At 67.9% G+C, this 24,626-nt stretch carries 20 protein-coding genes; 10 read left to right on the top strand and 10 right to left on the bottom strand.

Going from position 1 to position 24,626, the window contains the following annotated elements; translation table 11 throughout:
* Window positions 1-961: 961 nt before the first annotated feature.
* Both recQ and ACIN94_RS27690 read left to right on the top strand, forming a co-directional pair.
* A complete protein-coding gene (recQ, locus tag ACIN94_RS27695) occupies window positions 962-2,848 on the top strand; it encodes a DNA helicase RecQ (RefSeq protein WP_400711995.1) in 1,887 nt (628 codons plus the stop codon).
* Between the two features lie 212 nt (window positions 2,849-3,060).
* Window positions 3,061-4,242 (top strand): hypothetical protein, encoded by a 1,182-nt coding sequence (locus tag ACIN94_RS27690; protein ID WP_400711992.1) that lies wholly within the window; start codon window positions 3,061-3,063, stop codon window positions 4,240-4,242.
* A 16-nt stretch (window positions 4,243-4,258) separates the two neighbouring features.
* Here the strand turns inward: ACIN94_RS27690 and ACIN94_RS27685 are convergent, their stop codons facing one another.
* Entirely contained in the window at window positions 4,259-4,528 is a 270-nt protein-coding gene (locus ACIN94_RS27685; protein WP_400711989.1) for a hypothetical protein, read from the bottom strand.
* 3 nt (window positions 4,529-4,531) lie between these two features.
* Here ACIN94_RS27685 and ACIN94_RS27680 point away from each other — a divergent pair, with 3 nt between their 5' ends.
* Window positions 4,532-5,296: a hypothetical protein gene (locus ACIN94_RS27680; RefSeq protein WP_400711986.1), complete on the top strand. Its 765-nt coding sequence runs from the start codon at window positions 4,532-4,534 to the stop codon at window positions 5,294-5,296.
* Here the strand turns inward: ACIN94_RS27680 and ACIN94_RS27675 are convergent.
* From ACIN94_RS27675 to fxsA, 3 genes are all read right to left on the bottom strand, one after another.
* Entirely contained in the window at window positions 5,223-7,214 is a 1,992-nt protein-coding gene (locus ACIN94_RS27675; protein WP_400711983.1) for a tetratricopeptide repeat protein, read from the bottom strand. The genes ACIN94_RS27680 and ACIN94_RS27675 overlap by 74 nt on opposite strands.
* A complete protein-coding gene (locus ACIN94_RS27670) occupies window positions 7,211-8,092 on the bottom strand; it encodes an SIR2 family NAD-dependent protein deacylase (RefSeq protein WP_400711980.1) in 882 nt (293 codons plus the stop codon). The genes ACIN94_RS27675 and ACIN94_RS27670 overlap by 4 nt, the downstream gene beginning before the upstream one ends.
* A 79-nt stretch (window positions 8,093-8,171) precedes the next feature.
* The gene (gene fxsA, locus ACIN94_RS27665; protein ID WP_400711977.1) at window positions 8,172-8,354 is read right to left on the bottom strand and encodes an FxSxx-COOH cyclophane-containing RiPP peptide; all 183 of its coding nucleotides are present in this window, start codon (window positions 8,352-8,354) and stop codon (window positions 8,172-8,174) included.
* A gap of 308 nt (window positions 8,355-8,662) precedes the next feature.
* On the opposite strand from fxsA, the gene fxsT reads away from it, so the two are divergent.
* Window positions 8,663-11,146, top strand: a complete 2,484-nt coding sequence (gene fxsT / locus ACIN94_RS27660; RefSeq protein WP_400711975.1) for an FxSxx-COOH system tetratricopeptide repeat protein — start codon at window positions 8,663-8,665, stop codon at window positions 11,144-11,146.
* 37 nt (window positions 11,147-11,183) lie between these two features.
* Here fxsT and ACIN94_RS27655 read toward each other — a convergent pair whose 3' ends face one another.
* The 4 genes from ACIN94_RS27655 to ACIN94_RS27640 form a co-directional block, all read right to left on the bottom strand.
* The gene (locus ACIN94_RS27655; protein ID WP_400711973.1) at window positions 11,184-12,428 is read right to left on the bottom strand and encodes an HEXXH motif domain-containing protein; all 1,245 of its coding nucleotides are present in this window, start codon (window positions 12,426-12,428) and stop codon (window positions 11,184-11,186) included.
* Window positions 12,429-12,480: 52 nt separating this feature from the next.
* Complete coding sequence (locus ACIN94_RS27650) at window positions 12,481-13,689, bottom strand: FxsB family cyclophane-forming radical SAM/SPASM peptide maturase (RefSeq protein ID WP_400711970.1); 1,209 nt, start codon at window positions 13,687-13,689, stop codon at window positions 12,481-12,483.
* A 280-nt stretch (window positions 13,690-13,969) separates the two neighbouring features.
* On the bottom strand, window positions 13,970-14,833 hold the full coding sequence (locus tag ACIN94_RS27645; RefSeq protein WP_400711967.1) for an NAD(+)/NADH kinase: 864 nt from the start codon (window positions 14,831-14,833) through the stop codon (window positions 13,970-13,972).
* Window positions 14,834-14,920: 87 nt separating this feature from the next.
* Window positions 14,921-15,319, bottom strand: a complete 399-nt coding sequence (locus ACIN94_RS27640; RefSeq protein WP_400711964.1) for a hypothetical protein — start codon at window positions 15,317-15,319, stop codon at window positions 14,921-14,923.
* A 165-nt stretch (window positions 15,320-15,484) separates the two neighbouring features.
* Between ACIN94_RS27640 and ACIN94_RS27635 the strand changes: the two genes are divergently transcribed.
* The 3 genes from ACIN94_RS27635 (at window position 15,485) to ACIN94_RS27625 (ending at window position 18,784) form a co-directional block, all read left to right on the top strand.
* Window positions 15,485-15,757 (top strand): GlsB/YeaQ/YmgE family stress response membrane protein, encoded by a 273-nt coding sequence (locus tag ACIN94_RS27635; RefSeq protein WP_400711961.1) that lies wholly within the window; start codon window positions 15,485-15,487, stop codon window positions 15,755-15,757.
* Between the two features lie 480 nt (window positions 15,758-16,237).
* Complete coding sequence (locus tag ACIN94_RS27630) at window positions 16,238-17,623, top strand: family 2B encapsulin nanocompartment shell protein (protein ID WP_400711958.1); 1,386 nt, start codon at window positions 16,238-16,240, stop codon at window positions 17,621-17,623.
* A 120-nt stretch (window positions 17,624-17,743) separates the two neighbouring features.
* Window positions 17,744-18,784, top strand: coding sequence for a family 2 encapsulin nanocompartment cargo protein polyprenyl transferase (locus ACIN94_RS27625; protein WP_400711955.1), 1,041 nt, complete (start codon window positions 17,744-17,746; stop codon window positions 18,782-18,784).
* Window positions 18,785-18,886: 102 nt separating this feature from the next.
* Here ACIN94_RS27625 and ACIN94_RS27620 read toward each other — a convergent pair whose 3' ends face one another.
* Entirely contained in the window at window positions 18,887-19,690 is an 804-nt protein-coding gene (locus ACIN94_RS27620) for an SAM-dependent methyltransferase (RefSeq protein ID WP_400711952.1), read from the bottom strand.
* Window positions 19,691-19,875: 185 nt separating this feature from the next.
* Complete coding sequence (locus tag ACIN94_RS27615; RefSeq protein WP_400711949.1) at window positions 19,876-20,607, bottom strand: hypothetical protein; 732 nt, start codon at window positions 20,605-20,607, stop codon at window positions 19,876-19,878.
* Window positions 20,608-20,908: 301 nt separating this feature from the next.
* On the opposite strand from ACIN94_RS27615, the gene ACIN94_RS27610 reads away from it, so the two are divergent.
* From ACIN94_RS27610 to ACIN94_RS27600, 3 genes are all read left to right on the top strand, one after another.
* Window positions 20,909-22,546 carry an ABC-F family ATP-binding cassette domain-containing protein gene (locus tag ACIN94_RS27610; protein WP_400711946.1) on the top strand — a complete coding sequence of 546 codons (1,638 nt, stop codon included), beginning with the start codon at window positions 20,909-20,911 and terminating at the stop codon, window positions 22,544-22,546.
* 203 nt (window positions 22,547-22,749) lie between these two features.
* Complete coding sequence (locus ACIN94_RS27605; RefSeq protein WP_400711943.1) at window positions 22,750-23,730, top strand: LacI family DNA-binding transcriptional regulator; 981 nt, start codon at window positions 22,750-22,752, stop codon at window positions 23,728-23,730.
* 340 nt (window positions 23,731-24,070) lie between these two features.
* Window positions 24,071-24,619, top strand: a complete 549-nt coding sequence (locus ACIN94_RS27600; RefSeq protein ID WP_400711940.1) for a hypothetical protein — start codon at window positions 24,071-24,073, stop codon at window positions 24,617-24,619.
* Window positions 24,620-24,626 lie beyond the last annotated feature (7 nt).

The raw sequence follows: 24,626 nt of genomic DNA, 5'->3' as shown, positions 1-24,626 counted from the left end.
GCTGTCGTGCTCCCACGAAGGGATGTCTCCTTCCCCGCCCTCGATACAGAGTTATGTACCTTTTTGTTGCCTCTGTCTAGTTTGGCAGGGAGGGAGGTTCGCTCCCTCGGACGCCGAAGCGTCCTCGGGGTGACGCCGAGCAGACCGGGTGCCGGTCCGCTCGATCTCCCCTCGCCCATGTTCCACGCCGGCGCCCGGCACAGCCGGGAGTCCGTGAGCCGTTTCGTCCCCACCCTCGGGGTTGTCTGCTCCCACGGATTCCAGAGCGGCAGGCTGAGGAAGCACCTGCCGGTGGGTCTGCTCACTTACGTGAAACGTAGTCAATCGAATGCACCTCCTTCAGGTGATCGACTCGGGCTGGTCAACGCGGGGCTATCGGTGCGCGGTGTGGCACCTCAAGCCCCCTCCTTTAGGAGGGGGTCATCGACCGGTTCTCCTCCGGGATCAGTGCGGACGCGTTGGCGGTGGCGATCAGACGGCCGACCATGGAGTCATCTGCAGAGCCGGCCGGAGTGGAACCGGTCAGCACACTGCGTGCGAAAGGTCATCGAGTTCCCTCTGCCAGCTTGAAAGGCTGACGCGATGGACCATACCTCTCTCGAAAAGTTCTTCACAAGAAGCATTGGCCAACTTGTGCGGCCTGTTTGGAGTTTTTCTGTGGGATGGCTCCCGCTGTTGAAATGAAAACCGTCCCGATCTGCGCTCCTTTGTCTGCCGGAAAGACGGTTCCGCGCGACCGGAAGTCAATTTGCCGCCGCCTGTTTAATTCTTTTTCTGCGCTCTTCCTACCCGTGAAGAGTCGGCTATGGGAGTAGGCATAGTCCGTCAACGGGGAGACCTTCCGGCCCGTTCACATGCGCATCGGCCGGGCGGTGGCCGCCGCCGATCAGCGGGGCGGCGCGGGATCCGGCTGATGGGCGAAAGCACCGGTCGGCCGTACGGGGCCTCGTAGAATGACCCGATGGTCTCTCCCCTGAGTGGTCCCGAGGTGAGCGACGCGTTGCGCGTGCTGCACCGTGTCTTCGGCTACGACTCCTTCAGGGACGGCCAGCAGGAGATCATCGAACACGTCGTCGCCGGAGGCGACGCGCTGGTGCTCATGCCGACCGGCGCCGGCAAGTCGCTGTGCTACCAGATCCCCGCGCTCGTGCGGGAAGGCGTCGGCGTGGTCGTCTCACCACTCATCGCGCTCATGCAGGATCAGGTCGACGCCCTGACGGCGCTCGGCGTGCGGGCCGGATTCCTCAACTCCACGCAGGACCACGACGAGCGCCGCCAGGTCGAGGCGGCCTTCCTCGCGGGCGAGCTGGACCTGCTCTACCTGGCACCGGAACGCCTGAGAACCGACGCGACGCTACGGCTGCTCGACCGCGGCACGATCTCCCTGTTCGCCATCGACGAGGCGCACTGCGTGGCCCAGTGGGGGCATGACTTCCGGCCCGACTATCTCGCGCTGTCCGCGCTGCACGAGCGCTGGCCCGGCATCCCCCGCATCGCGCTGACCGCGACCGCCACCGAGGCCACCCACGCCGAGATCGCCTCCAGGCTGAACCTGGAACAGGCCCGCCACTTCGTGTCGAGCTTCGACCGCCCGAACATCCAGTACCGCATCGCGCCGAAGAACGAACCCAGGCGCCAACTGCTCAAACTGCTGCGCGCCGAGCACCCCGGGGACACGGGCATCGTCTACTGCCTGTCGCGGGGGTCGGTTGAGAAGACCGCCGCGTTCCTCGCGGAGAACGGGATCCAGGCGCTGCCGTACCACGCGGGGCTCGACGCGCGTACCCGGGCCGCGAACCAGGCGCGCTTCCTGCGCGAGGACGGTCTCGTCATGGTCGCCACCATCGCGTTCGGCATGGGTATCGACAGACCCGACGTGCGCTTCGTCGCCCATCTCGACCTGCCCAAGTCCATCGAGGGCTACTACCAGGAGACCGGCCGGGCCGGACGCGACGGCCTCCCCTCCGTCGCCTGGCTGGCCTACGGTCTCCAGGACGTCGTGCAGCAGCGCAGGATGATCGACACCTCCGAGGGCGACGACGCCCACCGGCGCCGCCTGGGCACCCACCTCGACGCCATGCTGGCCCTCTGCGAGACGGTCGAGTGCCGCCGCGTGCGGCTGCTCGCCTACTTCGGTCAGGACAGCACGGCCTGCGGCAACTGTGACACGTGCCTGACGCCGCCGGAGTCGTGGGACGGTACGGTCGCCGCCCAGAAGCTCCTGTCGACCGTGTTCAGGCTCCTGCGTGAGCGGCGCCAGAAGTTCGGCGCGGGTCAGATCATCGACATCCTGCTCGGCAGGAGGACGGCCAGGGTCACCCAGCTCGGCCACGACTCCCTGACGGTGTTCGGTATCGGCACGGAGCTGGGCGAGGCCGAGTGGCGGGGCGTCGTGCGTCAACTGCTCGCCCAGGGACTGCTGGCCGTCGAGGGCGACTACGGCACGCTGCTGCTCACCGACGCGAGCGCCGAGGTGCTGAGCCGCAAGCGCCAGGTTCTGCTGCGGCGCGAGCCCGAGCGGGCGCCGCGGGCCAAGGCCGAGCCCGCGGCACGGACCGGCGGATCCCGCCGCGCCGCCCCCGCCGAACTGCCGGAGGAGGCCGTCCCGGTGTTCGAGCGGCTCCGCGCCTGGCGCGCCGTCACCGCAAAGGAGCAGGGCGTGCCCGCCTATGTGATCTTTCACGACGCGACCCTGCGCGAGATCGCGACCGGCTCCCCGTCGTCCCTGGCCGAACTGGGCGACGTGAGTGGTGTCGGCGAGAACAAACTGGCGAAGTACGGCCGGCAGATCCTGGACACCCTCGCGGCGGCTCCGGCCGAGGACGGTCAGGCCTCCCCACCCCCGTGACCTCGGCCGTCACGGAGGCTCGCGGATCTGCTCACGGGTTCACTCCGGCCACAGACGTGAACTCTCGTTTCGCGAACAAGCTGCTGACATTCTGGAATGATCGCGTCCATATCCTGTCGGACATCGAGACTGACGGACCGTGACTGATGCCCCCCATCGATCAAATCACCGCTTTCGCATCGGACCATCCGGTCGGAACGGTCATCATCTGCGTGACCGCGCTGATCCTTCTGGGCCTGGCCTATCTCGCTCTTCGTGCCGTCTACCGTGTCGGTAACCGGTTCTTCCACCGCTTCGTCTCCCCCCGCCCGGCCGAGGACATCCTCACCATCGTGGCCGCGAGCATCGCCACCGGCGTATCCGCCCAGGGCATGTGGCGCTTCTCCGGTGACGTGCTGGGCTTCGACGGTCCCCTGAGACTCCTGCTCTTCGCGTTCATCGAAGTCGCCGTGATCACCAGCGCCGTGCGGGCCCGCCGCAATATGAGGGAGAACTACTCCGCCGGTATCGACGGCATCGCGGTGTGGACGCTCACCGGACTGTCCGCGGTGCTGTCGAGCATGGACGCCCGCAGCGTCGCCGAAGCCCTGTTCCGGCTCGCCGCCCCGCTGGTGGCCGCGTGGCTGTGGGAGCGGGGCATGGCGATCGAGCGGCACCGCATCACCGGGCGCGCCCGCATCCACTGGCGGCTCACCCCCGAGCGCATGCTGGTCCGCGTCGGGCTGGCCGAGGCCAGCGACCGTACCGCCAGCGAGGTGGACGCCCACCGGAGGCTGACCCGCGTCGCGCTGGCCGCCAAGCGTGCCCGCGCGCTCCGCGAGGCCGGGGCGTCCGATCGTAAGATGCGCGCGGCGCTCATCAAGCTGGACCGGGCGATGGACCAGGCGGTGGAGCACACCGGCCTGGCGGTCGACACGGACCGCCAGGAGGCGCTGCTGTCCCAGATCGGAGCGCTCTACAACACCTCTGCTCTGATCGACCTGAGCCCGCCCGTGCCGTGGGCTCCCGAGGAGCCGCGTGCCTCCGCGGAGCTGTCCCCGGCCAGGTCCTTGGCCTATGACGAGGATGAGGACGAGGAGGTCGAGGTGGTGGAGACCGCCCTGCCGGTCGTCGACACGGCGCAGCGTGCCGCCCTGATGCGCGCGGCGAGGGAGTACTGGGACAAGCAGATCGAGCGCAAGTTCGTCCCCCGCGCGGCCGACATCGCTCATGAGACCGGCATCACGCTGGCCACCGCCCGGGAGTACCGTGCCCTGTGGAAGCTGGAGCCGCAGGCGCACGCCCTGATCGAGGCCGCCTACAACGAGCACGGGATCATCGACACCGGAACCTTCCCCGCCATCGAGACGCCGGAGCGCGTCCTGACGGTGAACGGCTCGTCGCGCAGTCTCTGAATCAGTCCGGCCGCCGTCACAGCACGTGGCGGTCTTCCCGGCCGAAGGCCAGGTGTTCCAGGGCACCTGGCCCTCGCCTCATGATCGGGCGCAGCACGGCCGTCATGGGATCCGGGAACGTGAAGGCCGATTCAATGGAATCGGCCTGACAGCGCGCATTCCGAATTCTCGTGATCGACAATGTACCCATGGGCCGTGAGCGGTGAGAAGGCCCGGAGGAGGCGTGGTGGTCTGGCTGCGACGGCTTATCCAGGACCTGAAAATCCGGCAGAACGTCGATGCTCATGTCGTGACCGTCGTCGTGTTCACTTTCGCCCTTCTGTCGATCTTCGGAGATGTGGTTCCCGATCAGCTGAAATGGGCGGCGCTTCTTTCCGGAGTGGGAATTCTGGTCTACCGGCTCACCTTGCCGGAAGAGCGCCCCGAGGCCTCCACGAGCATTCTGGGGGACAGGTCCGCGTTTGACTCCGCGCCATTGTCTTCGGTCCTGGCCAGCGCGCGTGACGTCAGGGTGTTCGCACCATCCGCGGTGAACCTGCTCTCCGCCCACACCTGTGAGATCCTGCGTAAGAACGTGCTCGCCCGTGCGGGGGGATCGGTCCGTGTAGTGATTCTCGACCCGGCGGAGAAGGCCGCGGTGAGGACGGCGTCCCGGCAGTTGGACGATTCCGTTGATTTCCCGATCCAAAAACTTCCCGTCGCTCTGGAAAACACGATCGAGCGGTTGGACCTCATGAGTAAGTGGGAGATGGAGGGACGGTTCGGGTACCGGCTCCTGCCGTACAGTCCCGGATTCAGCATCGTTCTCATCGATCCCGATACCCCGAAGGGGCGGGCGATCGTCGAAATCCATGGTTTTCACAACCCTTCGACCTCGTCGCGGATGCATCTGGAGCTGAACCGTGCTCAGAGTGAGCGCTGGTACTCCTACTGGGTCCGCCAGTTCGACTACATCTGGCAGGAGGCCGCGCCGGCGGGTGTCATTCCGGCTGCGGAAGCAGACGACGGGCCTGCTCCCGCAGATGCTCGGGAAGGGTGGGATCGTCTGCCCTGATCGCCTGGGCGGCCAGGTCGGCCGCTGCCCCGGCGTTGCCGAGGATGGCGCGGATACGGGCGGCACGGAGCAGCACGGGACCGTTGTTCCCGGCGTTCGCGGTCGCGTCGGCGGCCTCCTGTTCCGCGGCGTCGAAGCGGCCGGCCAGGGCCAGTGCCAGCGCGCGGGCCGCCAGGGTCGCGGGCTGCTGATGCCGGCGGACGAGGTCATGGTCGAGATCGCGGAGCGCGGCCTGGGGTTGGTCCAGGTCCGCGAGGATCGCTCCGCGTAGGGCGAGGGCGTCCAGCAGGGTGTCGCCCGCGACGCCGAGAGCGCCGTTCAGGACGATCAGGGCCGCGTGTGGCTGCCCGACGTGCCAGAGAGCTCGCGCGAGGTCGGCCTGCGCGGAGATGTCGCCCGGCACCCTGGCGACGGCGGCACTGAGCGCGCTCACCGCCCTGGAGTAGTCGCCCAGCTTCATCGACAGACGGCCCTTGGCGGCGAGGACCCTGCCCACGCCGTCGGCACGCTGCAGTACGGCGAACATCTCGGCCGCCGCGTCGTAGTGTCTCCACGCGGTCTCCGGATCCTCTGTGCCGACCGCGACGTCACCGAAGATGGCCTCGGCCTCGGCCCGTACCCCCAGGTCGTCGAACTCCGCCGTACGCACCGCGTCCTCAGTCAGCTCCCGTGCGTGGGCCCACTGAGCTCTGGAGAGGGCGACCCGCGCCGCCTGGAGGAACGTCTCAGGATCGGTGTGCCGGATGGCGGCGATGAGGCGATCGTGTTGCAGCTCGTACCAGCAGGCGCCCGCCCGGTACTCGGCCTTGAGTATGTAACGGTCCTCCAGGGCCCGGACCACGGCGTTGGGCATGCCGGAGGTCTGGTGCACTCCCTCATAGGCGGTGCTCCGGGTGCCGTGCTCGGTGATGAAGGCGCGTCTGAGCCAGGAGCGGATGCTGCCCTCGGGAACGTTGTGTAGCTCCGCGACCTCCTTCAGGATCCGCCTGCAGAAGCCCGCCAGGAAACGGTCGACGTTGGCGTGCATCCGTACGTGGTCGACGGTGATCTCGTGGACCTCCGGAGGCAGCGACTCCCACAGCGCGGAGCAGACCACCTGGAGCTGCACCGGCTCCACGCTGCTGACCTTCAGTACGGTCCTGGCGCCCTGGTCGCTGTGGATCGTCACGGTCTGCAGGTCGTCCACCAGTAGCTCGGCCGCGTTCTCACCGAAGCTGCGGCTGGTGCCTTCCAACGGCCGCCGGATGGCCTCCAGCGCGGTCTTCCGCCGGAAGGGCAGCAGGTGGAACCAGGCGCGGGACCCCTGGCCCAGTATGTGTTCGAAGGACATGATGGACGCGAGGTACTCCTGACGCATCGACAGGAGCAGGCGCAGTCCCGCGTCCGCCTTGAGGGCGTCGGCCAACTGGGCGACGAACTCCTCCAGTTCGGTCTCCTGGTACGAGGCGCCGGTGAACATCTCCTCCGCCTGGTCGATGGAGATGAGCGTCGGTATGGGATCGTCGTAGCGGTCGACGCGTGCGGGACGCCGGTCGAGGAAGTCGCGGACTGTCAGTCCGGCGAGTTCGGAGAGGGGCTCGGCCGACCAGGAGGACAGCAGGCTCAGGGTGTGGATGTTGCGTACCGGTGCGGATGCGGAGAAGGCGAGAATGGCGGGGGTGGGGGCGACCCGGCCCACCGGCAGAACGTCGACGCGGTCGGAGCCGAGGAGCGGCAGGACCCCCGCGTGCAGAAGTGAGGTCTTGCCGACGCCGGAGGTCCCGTACAGCACGGTCAGTCTGCCGGCCTGCCAGAGGGTGGCGATCTCGCGCGACTCCCGCTCGCGTCCGAAGAACAGGCCGCTGTCCTGCCGCTGGAAGGCGCGCAGCCCCAGGTACGGCTGACCCGCCCCGTTCCGCACGTGCTCCGCGGGGGTCATGAGCCCGGTCCCAGCCGGAGCCGCAGCTCCTCGCAGAACTGGGCCGCGGTGCCCCAGAAGATCAAGATGCGCAACCTCTCGCCCAGGTAGTGGGCGAGGTACTGTTTCGCCCGCTCCTCTGCCTCGGCTATCGGCGTGTTCACCGGCGGGACCAGCTGCACGCTCACGTGGCGCCGCCGGTTGACGTCAGGGATGGTGCGGAGAAGGCCGTGGAAGAGCACGCGGAACGTCCAGTCCTGCAGGCTGTAGCCCATGAACAGAAGGGAACTGGTGGTCATCGCGTGCAGGACGGGGATGGGGATCAGCGTCCGGTTGCCGGAGGACTGTGCCGCCGCCACGTTGGCCAGATACTCGAGGTAGTCGTCTTCGGTGAGGACCAGTGACGATGGTTCCGCCCAGTTTCCATGAAGGTGGTAGACGAGCGGCTCGTCGACCGAGGGCTCCGGCAGCTCCGGTGTTTCCTGGGGGGTGCGGTCGGCCCAGGAACACACCGCGGTGTTCGCCGTCTTGCCCTCGCCTCTCAGCGCCTCCACCAGGAAGTTGTCGTAGTTCGTGGTGAGGAAGACGCGCAGCTTGAACTTGGCAAGGAGCGCGTGGGGCTCGTCGGCATGGTTGAAGTCCGGCAGTCCGCGTGACCGGAGGTGGTCGCAGATCTGCCTTTTGAGATAGACGGGGTCGCGTTCCTGCACCGCCGCGTACTGCATGACCCGGGCGAGGTCGTGGTCATCCGGAAAGGGGTATTTGTATATATTTGCCCAGTTTCTGCTGAGTTCGGAACCGGTCGGGAGAGTGCCGTAACAGGCTCCCGCGCCGAGAAAAGGCGTGCAGTCCCCGCTGCGGAGTTGGTCGATCAACCGCCGCCAGTCCGCGTCGTCCACGACACCGCCCTGGTTATTGGTGGAAGGTCCATTTGTGACACCTTGTGTCGCACATCCAGGGCGGTGCCGTCAAGCCTTGTTAGATTGACGATGTGAATCCGGCGACCGGGCCGCTGTCCTCCTCGCTAAGCAACCGGCGCAGTGCGTGCGCGAGGCTGGACTCCCCTACTTCATCGAGGTCGCTCAGTCTTATGTCGGTCACATCGATAAGGTCTGTGCCGAAATCCGTAGCTTGCTCACCCACCTGGGCTCCCTGGCTCATCAAACATCTTGACGCCCCTATCCTTCCATGTTATGAAGTCAACTTCGACCCCGGGGTGGGCTGGGACGTTTGTCGCTATTGGGGATTTTTGTGACTTGTGACTATGGGGGCCGAGATTCCTTTTCGTCCCTCGTCGTCACGGAAGTGTTTCAAGTTAAGCGGGTCGAATAGAAGATTCTGTCTAACCGGCATATAAAAATTCAGTTGAACCCGCTCTAGAGTGAGCGCGGAACCAGATCAGTGGAGGCGATCACGTGGCTGTTTCGCACTCATCCGGGACGTCGCGGACATCGGGACGGTCACCGGACGTGTGGGGTAAGGTTCCGCAGCGAAACAAGAACTTCACCGGCAGGGACGATCTGCTCGAACAGTTGCGCAAGGGAGTCACCGCCGAGGTCACCGCGGTGGTCCCGCACGCTCTCCACGGGCTGGGCGGTGTCGGCAAGACCCAGATCGCCATCGAATACGCCTATCGCTACAGATCCGCCTACGACCTCGTCTGGTGGGTCCCGGCGGACCAGCCCATGCTGGTCCGCTCCTCCCTGGCTGGGCTCGCCCCCTACCTCGGCCTGCCGTCGGCAGCGACCACCGGCATCGAGGACGCCGCCACGGCGGTGTTGGACGCCCTGCGCAGGGGCGAGCCGTACGACAAGTGGCTGCTGATATTCGACAACGCCGACCAGCCCGAAGACCTCAACGAGATCGTGCCCCGGGGGCCGGGACATGTCCTGATCACCTCCCGTAACCACCGGTGGCAGGGCGTCGTCGACACCGTCGCCATCGACGTCTTCGGCCGGGAGGAGAGCATCGAGTTCCTCAGCAAGCGGGTGTCCAAGGCGGTGAGCCGCGACGAGGCCAACCGGCTGGCCGAGGAGCTCGGAGACCTGCCACTGGCACTGGAGCAGGCCGGTGCGCTGCAGGCCGAGACCGGCATGTCCGTCGACGAATACCTGCGTCTGCTCCACGAGCAGACGGCGCTTTTACTGGCGGAGAGCAAGCCGTCGGATTATCCGGTGTCGATGACCGCCGCCTGGTCCCTGTCGGTGTCGCAGCTCGTCTCCAAGATGCCCGAGGCGGTCGAGCTCCTGCGCTGCTGCGCCTTCTTCGGTCCCGAGCCCATCCCCCGGGACGTGTTCGGGCCGCTGCCCGAGCATGCCGAGGCCGACTCCCGCCTCGGCACGCTGCTCGGCAACCCCATCCTCGTCAGCCGGGCCATCCGCGAACTCGGCCGGTACGCCCTGGTCCGGCTCGACTCCGTCAGCCGGACCATCCAGGTCCACCGGCTGGTCCAGGCCCTTCTCCGCGACGAACTCAACGCGCGGGACAGCGCGAGCTTCCGGCGCGAGGTGCATCTCCTGCTCGCCGCCGCGGCGCCCGACGAGCCCGACGACAACACGGCGTGGCCCCGCTACTCCGAGCTGCTCGGCCACGTGACGCCCGCGCATGTCGCCCAGAGCCGTGAGCCGCAGGTCCGCCGGTTCGTCCTCGACGTGGTGCGCTACCTCTACTCCTCAGGCGACTTCAAGTCGGCGCGGGTGCTCGTCGAGAGCCTCCTCACCCAGTGGCGGGAGGACTCCAGCGAAGACGACGAGTACGTGCTCTCGGCCCAGCGTCACCTCGGCATCATTGTGCGCGAGCTCGGCGAATACCAGGCCGCCTACGACCTCAACCGCGTGACACTCGCCCGCATGGCGGAGGTGCTCGGCCCGGAACACGCCGAGACACTGCTGCTCACCAACAGCTACGGCGCCGACATCCGGGCACGCGGCGAGTTCTCAGCGGCTCTGGAGCACGACAAGGAGTCCCTGCGCCTGCACGAGGCGGTGTTCGGGCCGGACCACCGGCGGACGCTGCGCGCGATGAACAATCTGAGCATCGACTATCTCCTGCTCGGCGACTACACCTCGACCCGCCGGCTGCTGGAGAGAACCTACATGGTGCAGAGCCGTGCCGGCGCCGGTTCCAGCAAGCAGAACATCCTCGCCTTCCGCAACGGCCTCGCCCGTGTCGTACGGCTGAGCGGAGAATACTTCGAAGCCTGTGACCTGGGTGAGGACGCCCTGGAATACGGTCTGCAGGAGCTGGGCGCCGACCATCCCTGGACGCTGCGCACGGCCAAGGACCTGTCCATCGCCAAGCGCCGGGCCGGAGCGATCGACGAGGCGCTGGAGCTCGCGGAGAGCACCTTCGAACGGCAGGAACGCAACTTCGGCCGGGATCATCCCGACACCCTCGCGGCGGCCCTGTGCCTGGCCAACGCGCTGCGGGCCGGCGGGCGTACCGGTGAGGCGCTCGAACTCCTCAGGGACACCTCCACCCGCTACCCGGCGATGTACGGCGAGGACCACCCCTTCAACTACGGGTGCGCCACCAACCTCGCACTGCTGCTCCGGGTTCACGGAGACGCCGAACAGGCCCGGCAGCTCGACGAGATATCGAGGGAGGGCCTCAACCGCACGCTCGGCGTGGACCACCACTACTCGCTGACGTGCGCGATCAATCTCGCCAGCGACCTCGCGGTTCTCGGTGAGACCGCCGACGCGCTCGTCATGAGCCAGGACACCCTTGGCAGGCTGCGCGACGTTCTCGGCATCGACCATCCGCTGGCCCTGGCCTGCGCCACCAACCTGGTCCAGGACCTGCGGGCGGAGGGGCACGACGAGGAGGCGGACAGCCTGCGGGCCGACACCTTCGAGCGCTACCACCGTGTGCTGGGGCAGGGCCATCCCGATGTCATCGTGGCGGCCAGGAACGACCGCCTCGACTTCGATTTCGACCCGCCGGCGATCTAGGTTCTGTCCCGCGGACCTCGCCGCGCCGTGGAAGGACCTAACGGTTGCGCTCTACCCACCGGTCGCGGTGGAGCCGGCTCGCCTCGCGGGCCAGCGTCAGGGCCTCGGCCGGGACCGGTTCGGCCGCATACGCGTCCAACTGTGTGATCATGCCGGTCAGGAAGATCTCTCCCGCCGCGGTCAGCCGCCCGCTGCCCGCCAGCGTGCCGGAGACGGAGCGTGCCGCCTCCCGCCACTGGGCGAACTCGGCGCTCGCCAGGATGGCGGCCTTGCCCTTCTCGTGCGCGCGCTGACGCCGCCAGAAGCCGGTGACGCCGAGGTAGGCGTAGGCCCCCTGGAGAAGTCCACCCAGGGGGCGGGGGTCGTCGCGCCAGGGCGCGTAGTGCCTGGAACCGTCATCGGGCAGAAGCAGCGGAACGACGTCGAGCAGGGCGGAGAGCTTGGCGTGCTGGACCTCGTGGGCGAGCGTCACCGCGAGCGAGCGTCCGTCCAGTGGCTCCGAGAGCGCCACGCAGCCGAAGGTCTCACGGGAGGTCGCGCTCGACTGCCCTCCGTTCTCCGGGGTCATCGGGGCGAAGACGGAGATCACCGTGGCGACCTCGTCGGCCACCGCTGGGTGATGCCGGACGAGAAGATCCCAGGCCGAGTCGAGCGCGGACTGCCAGTACGCCATCCGCATCGCGTTGAGCCTGCTGCTCAGGGCGGCCGAGCCTGGCATACGGAAGGGATCGAGGTCGTCGATGAGAACACGGAGACACCTGCCGTCGGTTTCGGCCGTCAATGCCCGCAGGGGCCGCCAGCCAGGCGTGTCGCCGCCGTCGGCGGACGGGGAGACCTCGATCCGGAAGCCGTCTCCCGCGACCTCCGCGCCCTCCGGGGTGCAGCGGACCGTCGCGCGGGCGGCGCCGCCGGGGACGAGTATCTGTCCCACGGAGGGGATCGTGATCGTTCCTTCGGCCACGGGCACCTCGACCGTGCAGGCCGTGCCGGATCGCAGCGCTGCGGCTACGGCCAGGGCTCCGAGCTGCCCCGGTACGGCGGGAGCGCCGGGTTCGGAGAGCTTTCTGACGGTGTGCCGGGCCCACGCTCCGACCGACGGGTAGCGCAGCACCGTGTCGACGGCCTCCGGGTGCCTGGACTGGACGGCGGTGAGGAGGTCGTAGCCCAGGCGGGCATCGCCCGCCTGGGGATGCCCGGTCACCCGGGCCGTGTCCACGACCCCGCGCACCAGGAGCACGTGTTTGCTGTACTGCGCCGCCGCGAGCAGGCGTGCCGCGTCCACGCCACCCCCGCCCGCCGACAGAACGGAGAACGTATCCGCAGGAATCCGGTGTTCACGGAGGTTCATGGGAACCCTTCAAAGTGGACACATCAGCTGCGAGGGTTCGCCTGATGTGGGTGATGAGGCGGAGCAGGTCGGGACTGTAGACCGACGGGTTGGCGAAGCCGTTCCCGGCGCGGTAACGGTGGGCGTAGAGACCGCCGCCACACACGCGCGCCACGGGGCACGACGTGCACTGCGGCGCCAGGGCCAGCTCGCCGATCTGGCGCGCGGCGACGGAGGGAAGCATCAGCGCCGTGTCGAAGGGGTCACGTGTGACGTGCAGCCCGGTGGACGCCGCACCGTCGTAGGCGGACTTGAGGATGTCGGACTGCTCGATCCCGCCGTCGGTCTCGACCACCACCATCCCCGCCGGAGACAGTCCCACCTGCTCGTTGGTGGACGCCCCGCCGAGAAGCAGATGCATGATCTCACCGAAGAGCCGGATGCGGGTCGGCTGACGGGGAGAGCCGTACCACCGGTCGAAGACGGTGATCAGCCAGTCCGCGTACGGCGTGGCGTCCGAGCCCGGCACGCGGCCGGGCGGAGGAGCAGACCAGTTGCCGTGGGGGAGAAGGAAGTCCACGGCCGGCGGATCGAACTCCAGCAGCGCTCCGTAGGTCGCGATCGGGTCGTTGCGGAGGTCGACGGCGCACAGCAGGCCGGCGAACAGGTGGCGGAAAGGCGGGGAGGAGAGCAGCTCCAGGGCGGCGGTGACCGCCGAATGGCTCCCGTCGCCGTTCGGACGCCGCCTGTTCCTGTCGTGCATCTCCGCGTCGCCGTCGAGACTGACACCGATCCGTACGTCCAACTCGTCGAAAAGCCGCAGGTAGGCGGTATCGAGCAAGGTCGCGTTGGTCTGGAGGCTGACGTCGACGCGACTGCCCGGGCCGACCGCGGCGCGGATCGAGGAGACCGCCTCCCGGATCGGCTCGCGACCGGCGAGCAGTGGTTCGCCCCCGTGCAGGATCACCTCGACAGAGGGCAGGGCGTGCGCGTGGACATGCTCGGCGATCCGGGTGGCGACGGCGGACATGATCGCCGGGGACATCCGGCGGGGGCGAGACCGCCAGCTCTGGTCCGCCATCTCGTACATGTAGCAGTAGTCGCACGCGAGGTCGCACCGGCTGTGGAGCTTGAGAATGAACTGGCGGAACGGGGTCGGGCGCCAGCCGTCCGCCATCAGCTCCGTCACATCGAGGGTGGAGGGCCATTCGGGCACGGGTAAGCCTCCACGCTGAGACCAGATGATAGTCCGCCCTGAACTGGGGAGATCAGCATAGCGAAGGCACCCCGGCGTGTCGGGTATTTCGAGCCGGGTCACGTGCCGGAGCCGGAATCGTGCTCACCGGAGGCGAGTTCCGGCGGGACCTGGTGACCGGGCCCCGCACCTGGGGCCCGGTCACGTTCAGGGGATGGCGCGCGGCGGGATCGGACGGTGACCCGGCCGACGCCGGTGCTCATGACCGACCTGACGCCGGCCGCGTCGACGCGGCCGGTCCCTAGCCGATCTCGGCGCTGTCGTTCACCCGCAGCTTGCGGCGGGCGCGCTCATAGAAGTTCGTGGTGCCGAGCCGTACGACCCAGGCGAGGGCGCGTATCGCGGTGATGGCGAGGTGGTCTCCGGGACACAGGTGGGCGCCGATCGCCCCGTCCACCTCCATGGCCAGCCGGCCGCTCGTCGGGAGCACCTCCAGGCTGACATGCTCGTCGGCGGAGAGAACCAGTGCCCGGTTGAACGCCGAGTGGGCCGCCGCCGGCACGACGAGGAACCCCTCGACCGTCGGGGACACGATCGGGCCGCCCGCGGAGAAGCTGTAGGCGGTTGATCCCGTGGACGTCGCCACGATGACGGCATCGGCCGCGTAGCGGACGAAGGGGTGGCCCTCCACCGAGATCGCCACCGCGGACAGGCCGTCGCCGGGGATGCGGACCAGGGCGATGTCGTTGAACGCGGTCACCGACTTTCCGTCGGGCAGGGTCGCCCGCACCGCCATGCGGGGTTCGACCGTGTACTGGCTGTTGTCGATGAACGACAGCGCGGAGGGCAGTTCGTCGACGTCGATCTCGGCGAGGAATCCGAGCTTGCCGAGGTTCACGCCGAGAATGGGGGTGGGCCGTCCGGCGATGAGCCGCATGGTGCGCAGCATGGTGCCGTCGCCCCCCAGGCTGACCAGCAGGTCGGCACATTCCACAAGGGTGTCGGCGTCGACCGCGACCGCGCTGCAGTCGATCCGCCCGACCTCGTCGAGCAGGCCGTACACCGTCACCCCCCGGGCGCGGGCCCACTCCACGATCGTGTCGATGGCCACCTTCGAGTCGCGCCGCGGGTGCAGCACCAGACCCACCGTTTCGACCGTGCCCATGCCGCCACTGTACGGGGCCCATGTCGTGACGGCCGCAGCCGCATGACGCCTGGCGTGTGGGGCACGTCCGTCCGGGGTTCCCGATCTTCAGCTCTGACGGCGCTCCCTCATCCGCGCCTCGTGGAGATGGCGGCGGCCGCCGGCCAGCTGGTCCCTGATCCGTCTCTCCAGCTCGCGGAAGAAACGGTAGTAGCCGTCGTCGTACTCCTCCACGACCTGGAAGGTCCACTGGCCGGGCAGCACGTCGCGGCCGATCAGCTCGTCGGCCACGATGTCGGCCAGGTCGGCGTGGCCGGCGGCGCGCAGCAGCTCCACGGCCCGGTCGAGTTGCAGGTCGGCATGGCCGGTGAGCTGGTGGAAGGAGTAGAGGTGGCCCCGGGCCCGTTCGGTCGTCTCCAGTGCTTCGGACAGCCTGCCCAGCGCCTCGACGGTCATGTCGTCGATGTCGGAAGGCGAGGGCCTGCCCGGCCGTTCCTCAGTGGTCACGTGGTCTCCTTACCCGCACCTCCAGCGGAGACCCCGCCTGTCGGGTGTGGCCGTGAACCGTGGAGTACCTGGCCTTGACCAGGAATTCCGGTATCCGGAGATGGCGGGATGGCGCTCTCTCCCCCGCGGGTATACATCCGGTAGACGAATATGGGAGTGAGGACCATGATAATTACCGGCATTATCTCCGCCATCGTCATCGGAGCGATCATTGGCGCCCTGGGCCGTCTGGTTGTGCCGGGGCGCCAGAACATCCCGATCTGGCTCACCATTGTGATCGGTATCGTCGCGGCCCTCATCGGTACCGCGATCGCCGGCGCGCTCGGAGTGGGCGTCACCCGGGGGTTCGACTGGATCAAACTGATCATTCAGATCGTCCTGGCCGCCGTGGGCGTCATCCTGGTGACCAATCTGTACCACAAGCGTGGGGTCCGTTAGCGGATCCGGAGCGACCGTCGGCATACCCGGTCCGCCCGGCACGGGCGCTGACCGTCTCGCAGTGGCCCCTGCCCGGGGAGATGCCGGGCCGGGGCCACTGCCGTACGGTGCGGAGACCGGTGGCTCCCCGCCCGCACTGGCCGCCGGTCGGGTTCTCCTCCAAAAGGTAGGTCACTCAATAAGGTGCATAACCGGGCAACCTACTGCGGTAACCAACAAAACCGCGAAAGTCGATTTTAGGCTCAGGTTTCCCAATAACGGTGATCTTCGCGTTTTGCCGAAAAATATTCAACGCTTGACAGGTCATTTAAGGGGCCTACAAAATCAGTCCTGTTCGTGAGGGCGGTCTGCAGCCGAATTCTCGTACCAGGGGTGGGGCGGTTTTTGCGGCCTTGACGATGGTCGATTCCGTGATTCCCCGTTCTCTGACTCCAACCCTCATTTCTCTCTTTCGACACGAGTGCGGACAGGTGGTGTGTTGTGACGGAGTTCGATGCCGGCAGGGCGCAGTTGAGTCTGGGTACGGCCGCGGCGCGCAATCTCGCGACGACGACCAAGACAGCGCCGCAGATGCAGGAGATCTCCTCGCGGTGGCTGCTGAGAATGCTGCCGTGGGTGCAGGTCTCGGGCGGCACGTATCGGGTGAACCGGCGGCTGAGCTACACCGTCGGTGACGGGCGAGTGAGCTTCACCACCGTCGGATCGCAGGTGAAAGTGATCCCGGCCGAGCTGTGCGAGCTGTCGACGCTGCGCTCCTTCGACGACTCCGAGCTTCTGCAGGCGCTGGGGGAGCGGTTCGTGCAGCGGGAGTTCGCGCCGGGGGACGCGCTGGTGCAGGCGGGCCGGCCGGCCGACGAGGTGGTGCTCATCGCGCACGGCAAACTCAACAAGGTCGCTACCGGACCCTACGGTAACGAGGTCATCCTGGGGGTCCTGGCCAGCGGCGACCATGTCGGCGACGAGGCGCTGGGGGGCCCGCGGGGAGAGTGGGAGTTCACCGTCAGGGCGGTCACCTCGGGGACCGCGCTGGTCCTGACCCGGCAGGCGTTCCAGGAGCTGGCCGACCAGTCCGAGGCACTTCAGGCCCACATCAACCAGGTGCGGACCGGCCCGAAAGGGCCGCAGAACAAGTACGGTGAGGCCGCCATCGAGATGGCGGCAGGGCATGAGGGAGAGGCGGATCTTCCGGGGACGTTCGTCGACTACGAGATCTCACCCCGTGAATACGAGCTGAGCGTCGCGCAGACCGTGCTGCGCGTGCACAGCCGGGTGGCGGACCTCTACAACGACCCGATGGACCAGATCGAGCAGCAGCTCCGGCTGACGATCGAGGCGTTGCGGGAGCGACAGGAGCACGAGCTGATCAACAACCGTGATTTCGGGCTGCTGCACAACGCCGATCTCAAGCAGCGGATTCACACGCGGACCGGACCGCCCACCCCGGACGACCTCGACGAGCTGCTCAGCCGCCGGAGGAACACGCAGTTCATCCTCGCTCACCCGTACGCCATCGCCGCGTTCGGCAGGGAATGCACCAGCCGCGGGATCTACCCTCTCGGCATCGACGTCGGCGGGGGTACGGTGCCCGCCTGGCGGGGCGTCCCGATCTTCTCCTGCAACAAGATCCCCATCACCGGCACCCGCACCACATCGATCCTCGCCATGCGGACCGGAGAGGACAACCAGGGCGTCGTCGGCCTGCACCAGACGGGCATTCCCGATGAGTACCAGCCCAGCCTGTCGGTCCGTTTCATGGGCATCAGCGAGAAGGCGATCATCTCCTATCTGGTCAGCGCCTACTACTCCGCGGCCGTGCTGGTCCCCGACGCGCTCGGCATCCTCGAAAACGTCGAACTCGGCCACTGAGGACAGGGCACATGCAGCCTTTCGGAACCGCCCGCCGCCTCCGACCCGTCGGTCAGGGGAGCCGGGGTCCGCGCTTCTTCCCCCGCCCGAAGGCGAAGGTCTCCACAGAGGAGGTAACCGATGACCGCGGTTGAGGTGACGGCCGAAGGGCGCCCGGCCGGCGAGGTACTGGCCTGGAGCCGTGACATGGTCGAGTCCGCCCTGCGCCCGGTGGCCGACAGGCTGCCCCCGGCGATGCGGCGTATCGCCGGCTACCACTTCGGGTGGTGGGACGAGCACGGCCGACCGGCCGGGGCGGACGCCGGCAAGGCGATCCGCCCCGCGCTCGCCCTGCTGGCGGCCGAGGCGGTGGGGGGCGGCGCCGCCGCGGCGCTACCGGCGGCGGTCGCCGTCGAGCTGGCACACAACTTCTCCCTTCTGCACGACGATGTGATGGACGGCGACAGGACCCGCCGTCATCGCCCCACGGCCTGGGCCGTCTTCGGCGTCAGCCCGGCGATCCTGGCCGGTGACGCCCTGCTGACCCTGGCCTTCGACGTGCTCGCCTCAGCCGGGCATCCGGCGACCCCGCAGGCGACGCGGATCTTCAGCGTCGCGATCCAGGAGCTGCTGGAGGGGCAGAACACCGACCTCGCCTTCGAGCAGCGTCAGGACGTCATGCTCGCCGAGTGCCTGAGCATGGCGGCAGGCAAGACCGGTGCTCTGCTGGGGTGTGCCTGCGCGCTCGGCGGGCTGTTCGGTGGTGGCAGCCCGAAGCAGGTTGAACACCTGCACGCCTTCGGCAGGGATGTGGGGCTGGCGTTCCAGCTCGTCGACGATCTCCTGGGCATCTGGGGCGATCCCATGGTGACCGGCAAGCCGGTCTATTCGGACCTGCGCAGCCGTAAGAAGTCCCTTCCGGTCGTGGCCGCCCTCACCTCCGCCACGCAGGCCGGACGGGAGCTGGCGGGGCTCTACCTTGGAGAGCGTCCCCTGTCCGACGCCGATCTGATCCGCGCTGCCGAGCTCGTCGACGCCGCAGGCGGGTATGCCTGGAGTCAGGCGCAGGCCGCCGAACTGCTGACGCGGGCACTGGCCCACCTCCGGTCGGCGGGGGCGATGTCCGCATCGGCAGCCGAGCTGGCCGCACTCGCCCGGCTTGTCACCCGCCGCGACCACTGAACAGCGCGGCCCGGGCTCACCGCCTCTCGTGCGACGGTGACGAGCGTTTCCGGGGCGGCGGACCGGTCGTGCCGCGTAGACCCCGCCCCGACCGGAGAGTCATCAGGCCTTCCTACCCACCCCACACATGATCAGCGCTTGTGAGGGGTCGGCGGGCGGAGATCCGTCCGGCCGCCATTCGGGGAGCCAGACGAACCCCGGATCGACCAGTTCGAATCCGTCGAACAGATCGAGGATCTCCTGGCGGGAGCGGAGGACGAGCGGTGAGTTGGCACGCTCGTAGATCTTGGAGCCCTTGTCCGCGGCCTCGAGCCGGCCCTCATGGGTCCCGTGGGAGAGGATCAGATAGCTGCCGGGCGGCATGGCGTCCCGTAACGTGGCCACGATGCGGCGGGGGTCGTCGGACTCGGTGATGAAGTGCATGATTGCCACGAGCAGCACGGCCATGGGCTTGGAGAAGTCGAGGTGGTCCTGGATCTCCGGTGATTTCAGGATCTCCTCGGGCTGCCGTAGGTCACCCGAGGTGACCGTGATCTTGTCCTGGTTCCCGCCAAGAAGAGCTCTGGCGTGCACGAGCACGATCGGATCGTTGTCGACGTAGGCGACGCGCGCGTCCGGTGCGATCTGGTGCACCACCTCGTGGACGCTGCCCCGCGTCGGCAGGCCGGTGCCGATGTCCAGGAACTGCCTGATCCCCGCCTCCGCCATGAACCGGACGGCCCGGCCGAGGAAGGCCCGATTCTCCTGGGCGCCCATGCGCAGTTCGGGGACTATGGAGAGGATCTGTTCGGCGGCGCTGCGGTCGGCCGCGAAGTTGTCCTTCCCGCCGAGGTAGTAATCGTACATCCGGGCGACGCTGGGAGTGTTGACGTCGATTCCCCGCCCCACCCACTCTTCTTCCACCACATTCGCCCCTTACCAGAACAGACGTGATGATTCTTCACGGTAGTGAAGATCCTTATCTTGAGCGTAATGCCCCATCTGTAACAGTGGTGAGGTTTTTGGGAGAAGAATGCCGGAAGCCCAGGTCGCCCTGGGCTTCCGTGTCATCGAGGTGGGTCTATCCCCGGGTGGGCGTCGTCCGCGAGGGACTACCGGCCCCAGACCCGGACCCCGCTGGACCGGCTGGTGCTGCCGTCGAGACGGTCGCTGCCCTCGAAGACCGCGCGGTACTCACCGTTCCTGGAGGCGCGGGCCTTGGCCCGGAACCCGCCCTGCCAGTCGGTTCTGGTGGAGGTCGCCCACTTCCAGGCGCTGGAGCCGGGGGGACGGAAGTAGATCTCGACCTTCTCGTTCCGCACGCCGTGCCAGGAGCGGCTCTCGCTGATCTGCAGGCGACCGGTGAAATAGACCCAGCGGCCCTTACGGACCCGACTCGGGCTGGCACGGAACCCGGTCAGGCGAGTGGCGATCTTCTCCTGTACTTCGCGCTTGACGGAGAAGTTGACCTGGTCGGTCGCCTTCTTGCCGTCCTTGTCGTAGGCCTCGGCGATCGCGAGCCAGCGGCCCTCGAAGTCGTTCTCGTCGAAGCTCGTGCTGAAGCGCCACAGGTCACCCTCCTGGATGATCTTTGGCTCGCGTACGTTCAGGGTGCGGAGCTGGTCGGAGACCGGCTTGAGACGGAGCTCGACACGGGTCGCCTCCGTGGTGCGGACCTCGATCGTGACCCTCGTGTCCTCGCCCTTCTTCACGATGACCGGGTTGGGGCTCACGTTGTCGATGCGCACGCTGAGGGCGGTGCGTTCGGCGGAGGCCGTGCCGGCGGACAGGAGCAGCGAGCCGCCTACCGCTGCGGACAGCAGGCCGACGGCGATTCGTTTCATCAAGACGTTTCCCTCTCCCCGTTGTGAGAGACGATCGGGGGTGATCGCCTCCACCTTTATGAGACGGAGCTGCCGGGAGAAATGTTGGCCGAAGTCTCGAAAAAGATTGAATAAAATTTCTGTAAGGTAGCGTTTGGCGGCGAATCTGCAGGTAGCGCCATGTCGGCGCGGTGTCCCATTTCTCGATCTTCGAAGAAGAATTGTCCGATTTGTCGGGAATGGGGGCGCCGTCGGAGCCCGGCACCCGGACGTGGAACTCGACGGCGCGGGGGAGGTCCCGCCGGCGGATACCGTTTCCCTCATGAGTGCCACCATCGTCGCCAAGGATCTCGCCGCCGGGCACGGCGACCGAGCGCTGTTCTCGGGACTGGACCTGGTCGTCGCCCCCGGCGACGTGATCGGCCTGGTCGGGGTGAACGGGGCGGGCAAGTCCACCCTGATGCGGATCCTGGCCGGCCTGCTGCCTCCCGAGCGCGGCGCCGTACGGCTCGGCCCGCCTTCGGCGACGGTCGGTTACCTGCCCCAGGAGCGGGAGCGCCGGGCCGACGAGACGATCGCGGACTTCCTGGCCCGGCGGACCGGGGTGGCCGCCGCCCAGCGCGAGCTGGACGCCGCGACCGAGGGGCTGGTCGAGGGCCGTCCCGGCGCCGACGACGACTACGCCGCGGGTCTGGAGAGGTGGCTGGCTCTGGGTGGAGCAGACCTGGAGGACCGTGCCGAGGAGGTCGTCGCCGAGCTCGGTCTGGCGGTGGACCTGGACCGGCCGATGACGGCGCTCTCCGGCGGCCAGGCGGCCCGTGCGGGGATGGCCTCACTGCTGCTCAGCCGTTACGACATCTTCCTGCTGGACGAGCCCACCAACGATCTCGACCTGGAGGGGCTGGAGCGGCTCGAACGTTTCGTCACCGGGCTGCGTGCCGGGACGGTGCTGGTCAGCCATGACCGTGAGTTCCTGGCCAGGACGGTGAACCGGGTCGTCGAGCTCGACCTCGCCCAGCAGCGGATCGGAGTCTACGGCGGCGGCTACGACGCCTATCTCGCCGAGCGCGAGGTCGCCCGGCAGCATGCCCGCGACGAGTACGAGGAGTACGCCGACACCATCGGCTCGCTCAGGCAGCGGGCCGGGATGCAGCGCGCCTGGATGGAGAAGGGCGTCAAGAACGCGCGGCGCAAGGCGACGGACAACGACAAGATCGGCCGGAACTTCCGTACGGAGGCGACCGAGAAGCAGGCCGCCAAGGCCCGCCAGACCGAGCGGATGATCGAGCGGCTGGAGGAGGTGGAGGAGCCCCGCAAGGAGTGGGAGCTCCGTATGGAGATCGCCGTCGCCCCCCGGGCGGGGGCGGTTGTCGCCACCCTGCGCGGGGCCGTGGTACAGCGCGGCGCCTTCACCCTCGGCCCGGTGGACCTGCAGATCGGCTGGGCCGAACGGGTGGCGGTCACCGGCGCCAACGGTTCGGGCAAGTCCACGCTGCTGGCCGCCCTGCTGGGCAGGCTCCCGCTGGAGGAGGGGAACGCCTCACTCGGCCCCGGTGTGGTCGTCGGCGAGGTGGACCAGGCGCGGGGCCTGTTCCTCGGCGGAGAGCCGCTACTGGACGCCTTCGGCGCCGCCGCACCGGACATGGCCCCCGCCGAGGTGCGCACGCTGCTCGCCAAGTTCGGGTTGCGCGCGGCGCACGTGCTGCGCCCGGCCGCCACACTGTCCCCCGGAGAGCGGACCCGTGCCGCGCTCGCCCTGCTCCAGGCCCGGGGGGTGAACCTCCTCGTCCTCGACGAGCCGACCAACCATCTGGACCTGGCGGCCATCGAGCAGCTGGAGTCCGCTCTCGCCTCCTACCCCGGCACGCTCCTGCTGGTCACCCACGACCGGCGGATGCTGGACGCCGTGCACACCACCAGGCATCTCCACGTCGACGCCGGCCGGATCACGGAGGTCTAGCGGGTCCTTCACGGCCACCTCCGGAGGGACCCCCGTGACTTTCGCCCTTGGCGGGATTCCCACGACTCCCGGGCGACTCCCGAGCGCCGACGCGACGGGCAGATGGGCGCGGTGATCGGAGGAAGGCGGTGCCATACGGGAAATATGCGAGGACTTTCGCAAACACTTGCAAATAATTGCATTCAATGTCGTATAGTTCCGCCATGACGCGACGGCTTGCAGAGGTGGCCAAGAAGGTCGGGATGAGTGAGGCGACGGTGAGTCGCGTGCTCAACGGGAAACCCGGCGTGTCCGAGGCGACCCGGGAGGCCGTGCTCACGGCGCTCGACGTGCTCGGTTACGAGCGGCCGACCCAGCTACGCGGTGACCGGGCGAGGTTGGTGGGGCTCGTCCTTCCCGAACTGCAGAACCCGATCTTCCCGGCGTTCGCCGAGGTGGTCGGGGGAGCGCTGGCCCAGCAGGGGTTCACCTCGGTGCTGTGCACCAGGACGCTGGGCGGGGTCTCCGAGGCGGAGTACGTCGACCTCCTGCTCCAGCAGCAGGTGTCCGGCGTGGTGTTCGCCGGAGGCCTGTTCGCCCAGGCCGACGCCTCCCACGAGCACTACCGGCTGCTGCTGGAGCGTCGCCTGCCGACCGTGCTGGTCAATGCCGCGGTGGAGCACCTCGCCTTCCCTCAGGTCTCCTGCGATGACGTGGCCGCCGCCGAGATGGCGCTCGGCCATCTGCGCTCGCTGGGGCACGAGCGGATCGGCATGGTGCTCGGGCCGCCGGACCACGTGCCCTCGAGGCGCAAGCTGGCGGCGGCCGGCCTGGCCCCGGAGTCCGTCGAACACACGATGTTCTCCCTGGAGGGCGGTCACGCGGCGGCGGCCCGGCTGATCCGGCGAGGCGTGACCGGTGTCATCTGCGCAAGTGACCTCATGGCGTTGGGTGCGATCAGGGCGGCGCGGCGCGCGGGGCTGTCGGTGCCGGGCGACGTCTCGGTGATCGGTTACGACGACTCCGCCCTGATGAACTGCACCGATCCGCCACTGACCACCCTGCGCCAGCCGATCGACGCGATGGGCCGCGCGGTCGTCGACCTCCTTGCCGCCCAGATCGACAAGGCACTGGTCCCGGCGGACGAGCTGCTCTTCGAGCCCGAACTTGTGGTCAGGGCCTCGACGGGCCCGGTGAAGCGTTAGGGGCGGCTCTCATGGGAGAGACGGGACGGTGGTCGTTCTGTCTCTCGACTTCCGTTATCTCGCAGGGTGAGATCGTTATCTTGCGGGTATGCATTCACTAATTGCCAAATTTTGTCATGAAAACGGGAAGTCTGCGGGGCTGGTATGTCCGAAGAGTGAGGAACTTCCGGCTCGTCAGTAACTCTGGTCATTGCCGGTATATCTCCGGGCCGACGCTTTACCGTCATGGCCGCTATGGGCGACATCGCCAATCCTAAAGTGATCACTGCAGGTAAGGGCGTGAGATCCTTCGCCTGCTCCGCCCCCCGAAAACCTGTCAGATCATTCGGAGGGAAAAACCTTGCGTAAGAGATCCGCAGTGCTCATCTCGGTGAGCGCGAGCCTGCTGGCGATCATCACGGCGGCGCCGGCACTGGCCGCCCCCAGTGCCGACACCACGGTCACGTTCGGTGTGACCGCCGGCACCCTGGACATCACCGCACCCGCCGGTCCGGTCGCTCTCGGTAGCGCCAGTCCGGGTGGCACGATGAGCGGCCAGCTCGGCGCGGTGTCGGTCTCCGACACCCGAGGAGGGGACACGTCGAACTGGACGGCGTCGGTGTTCGGGACGGCCTTCACCGTGGGTGCGCTGACACTCCCCGTCGACGTCGCCGCCTACTGGTCCGGGCCGGCGACCGCCACGACCGGTGGTGACACCTTCACCCCCGGGCAGCTCACAGCCGCTGACGCGATCACCCTGGGCGGGCCCGGAACGCCTCTCATCGCCTTCGCTCACACGGGAGGCACCGGCGGTAGCACGGCGACTTGGAACCCCACGTTGGTGATCTCGGTCCCCATCACCGCCCAGACAGGCACCTACACCGGAACGGTGACACATCAGGTGGCCTAGCCGGAGC

The sequence above is a fragment of the Streptosporangium sp. NPDC087985 genome (assembly GCF_044741965.1).
Lineage (GTDB): Bacteria > Actinomycetota > Actinomycetes > Streptosporangiales > Streptosporangiaceae > Streptosporangium.
The sequence above is the reverse complement of the archived record's forward strand: the minus strand, read 5'-3'. Positions and strand labels throughout refer to the sequence as shown.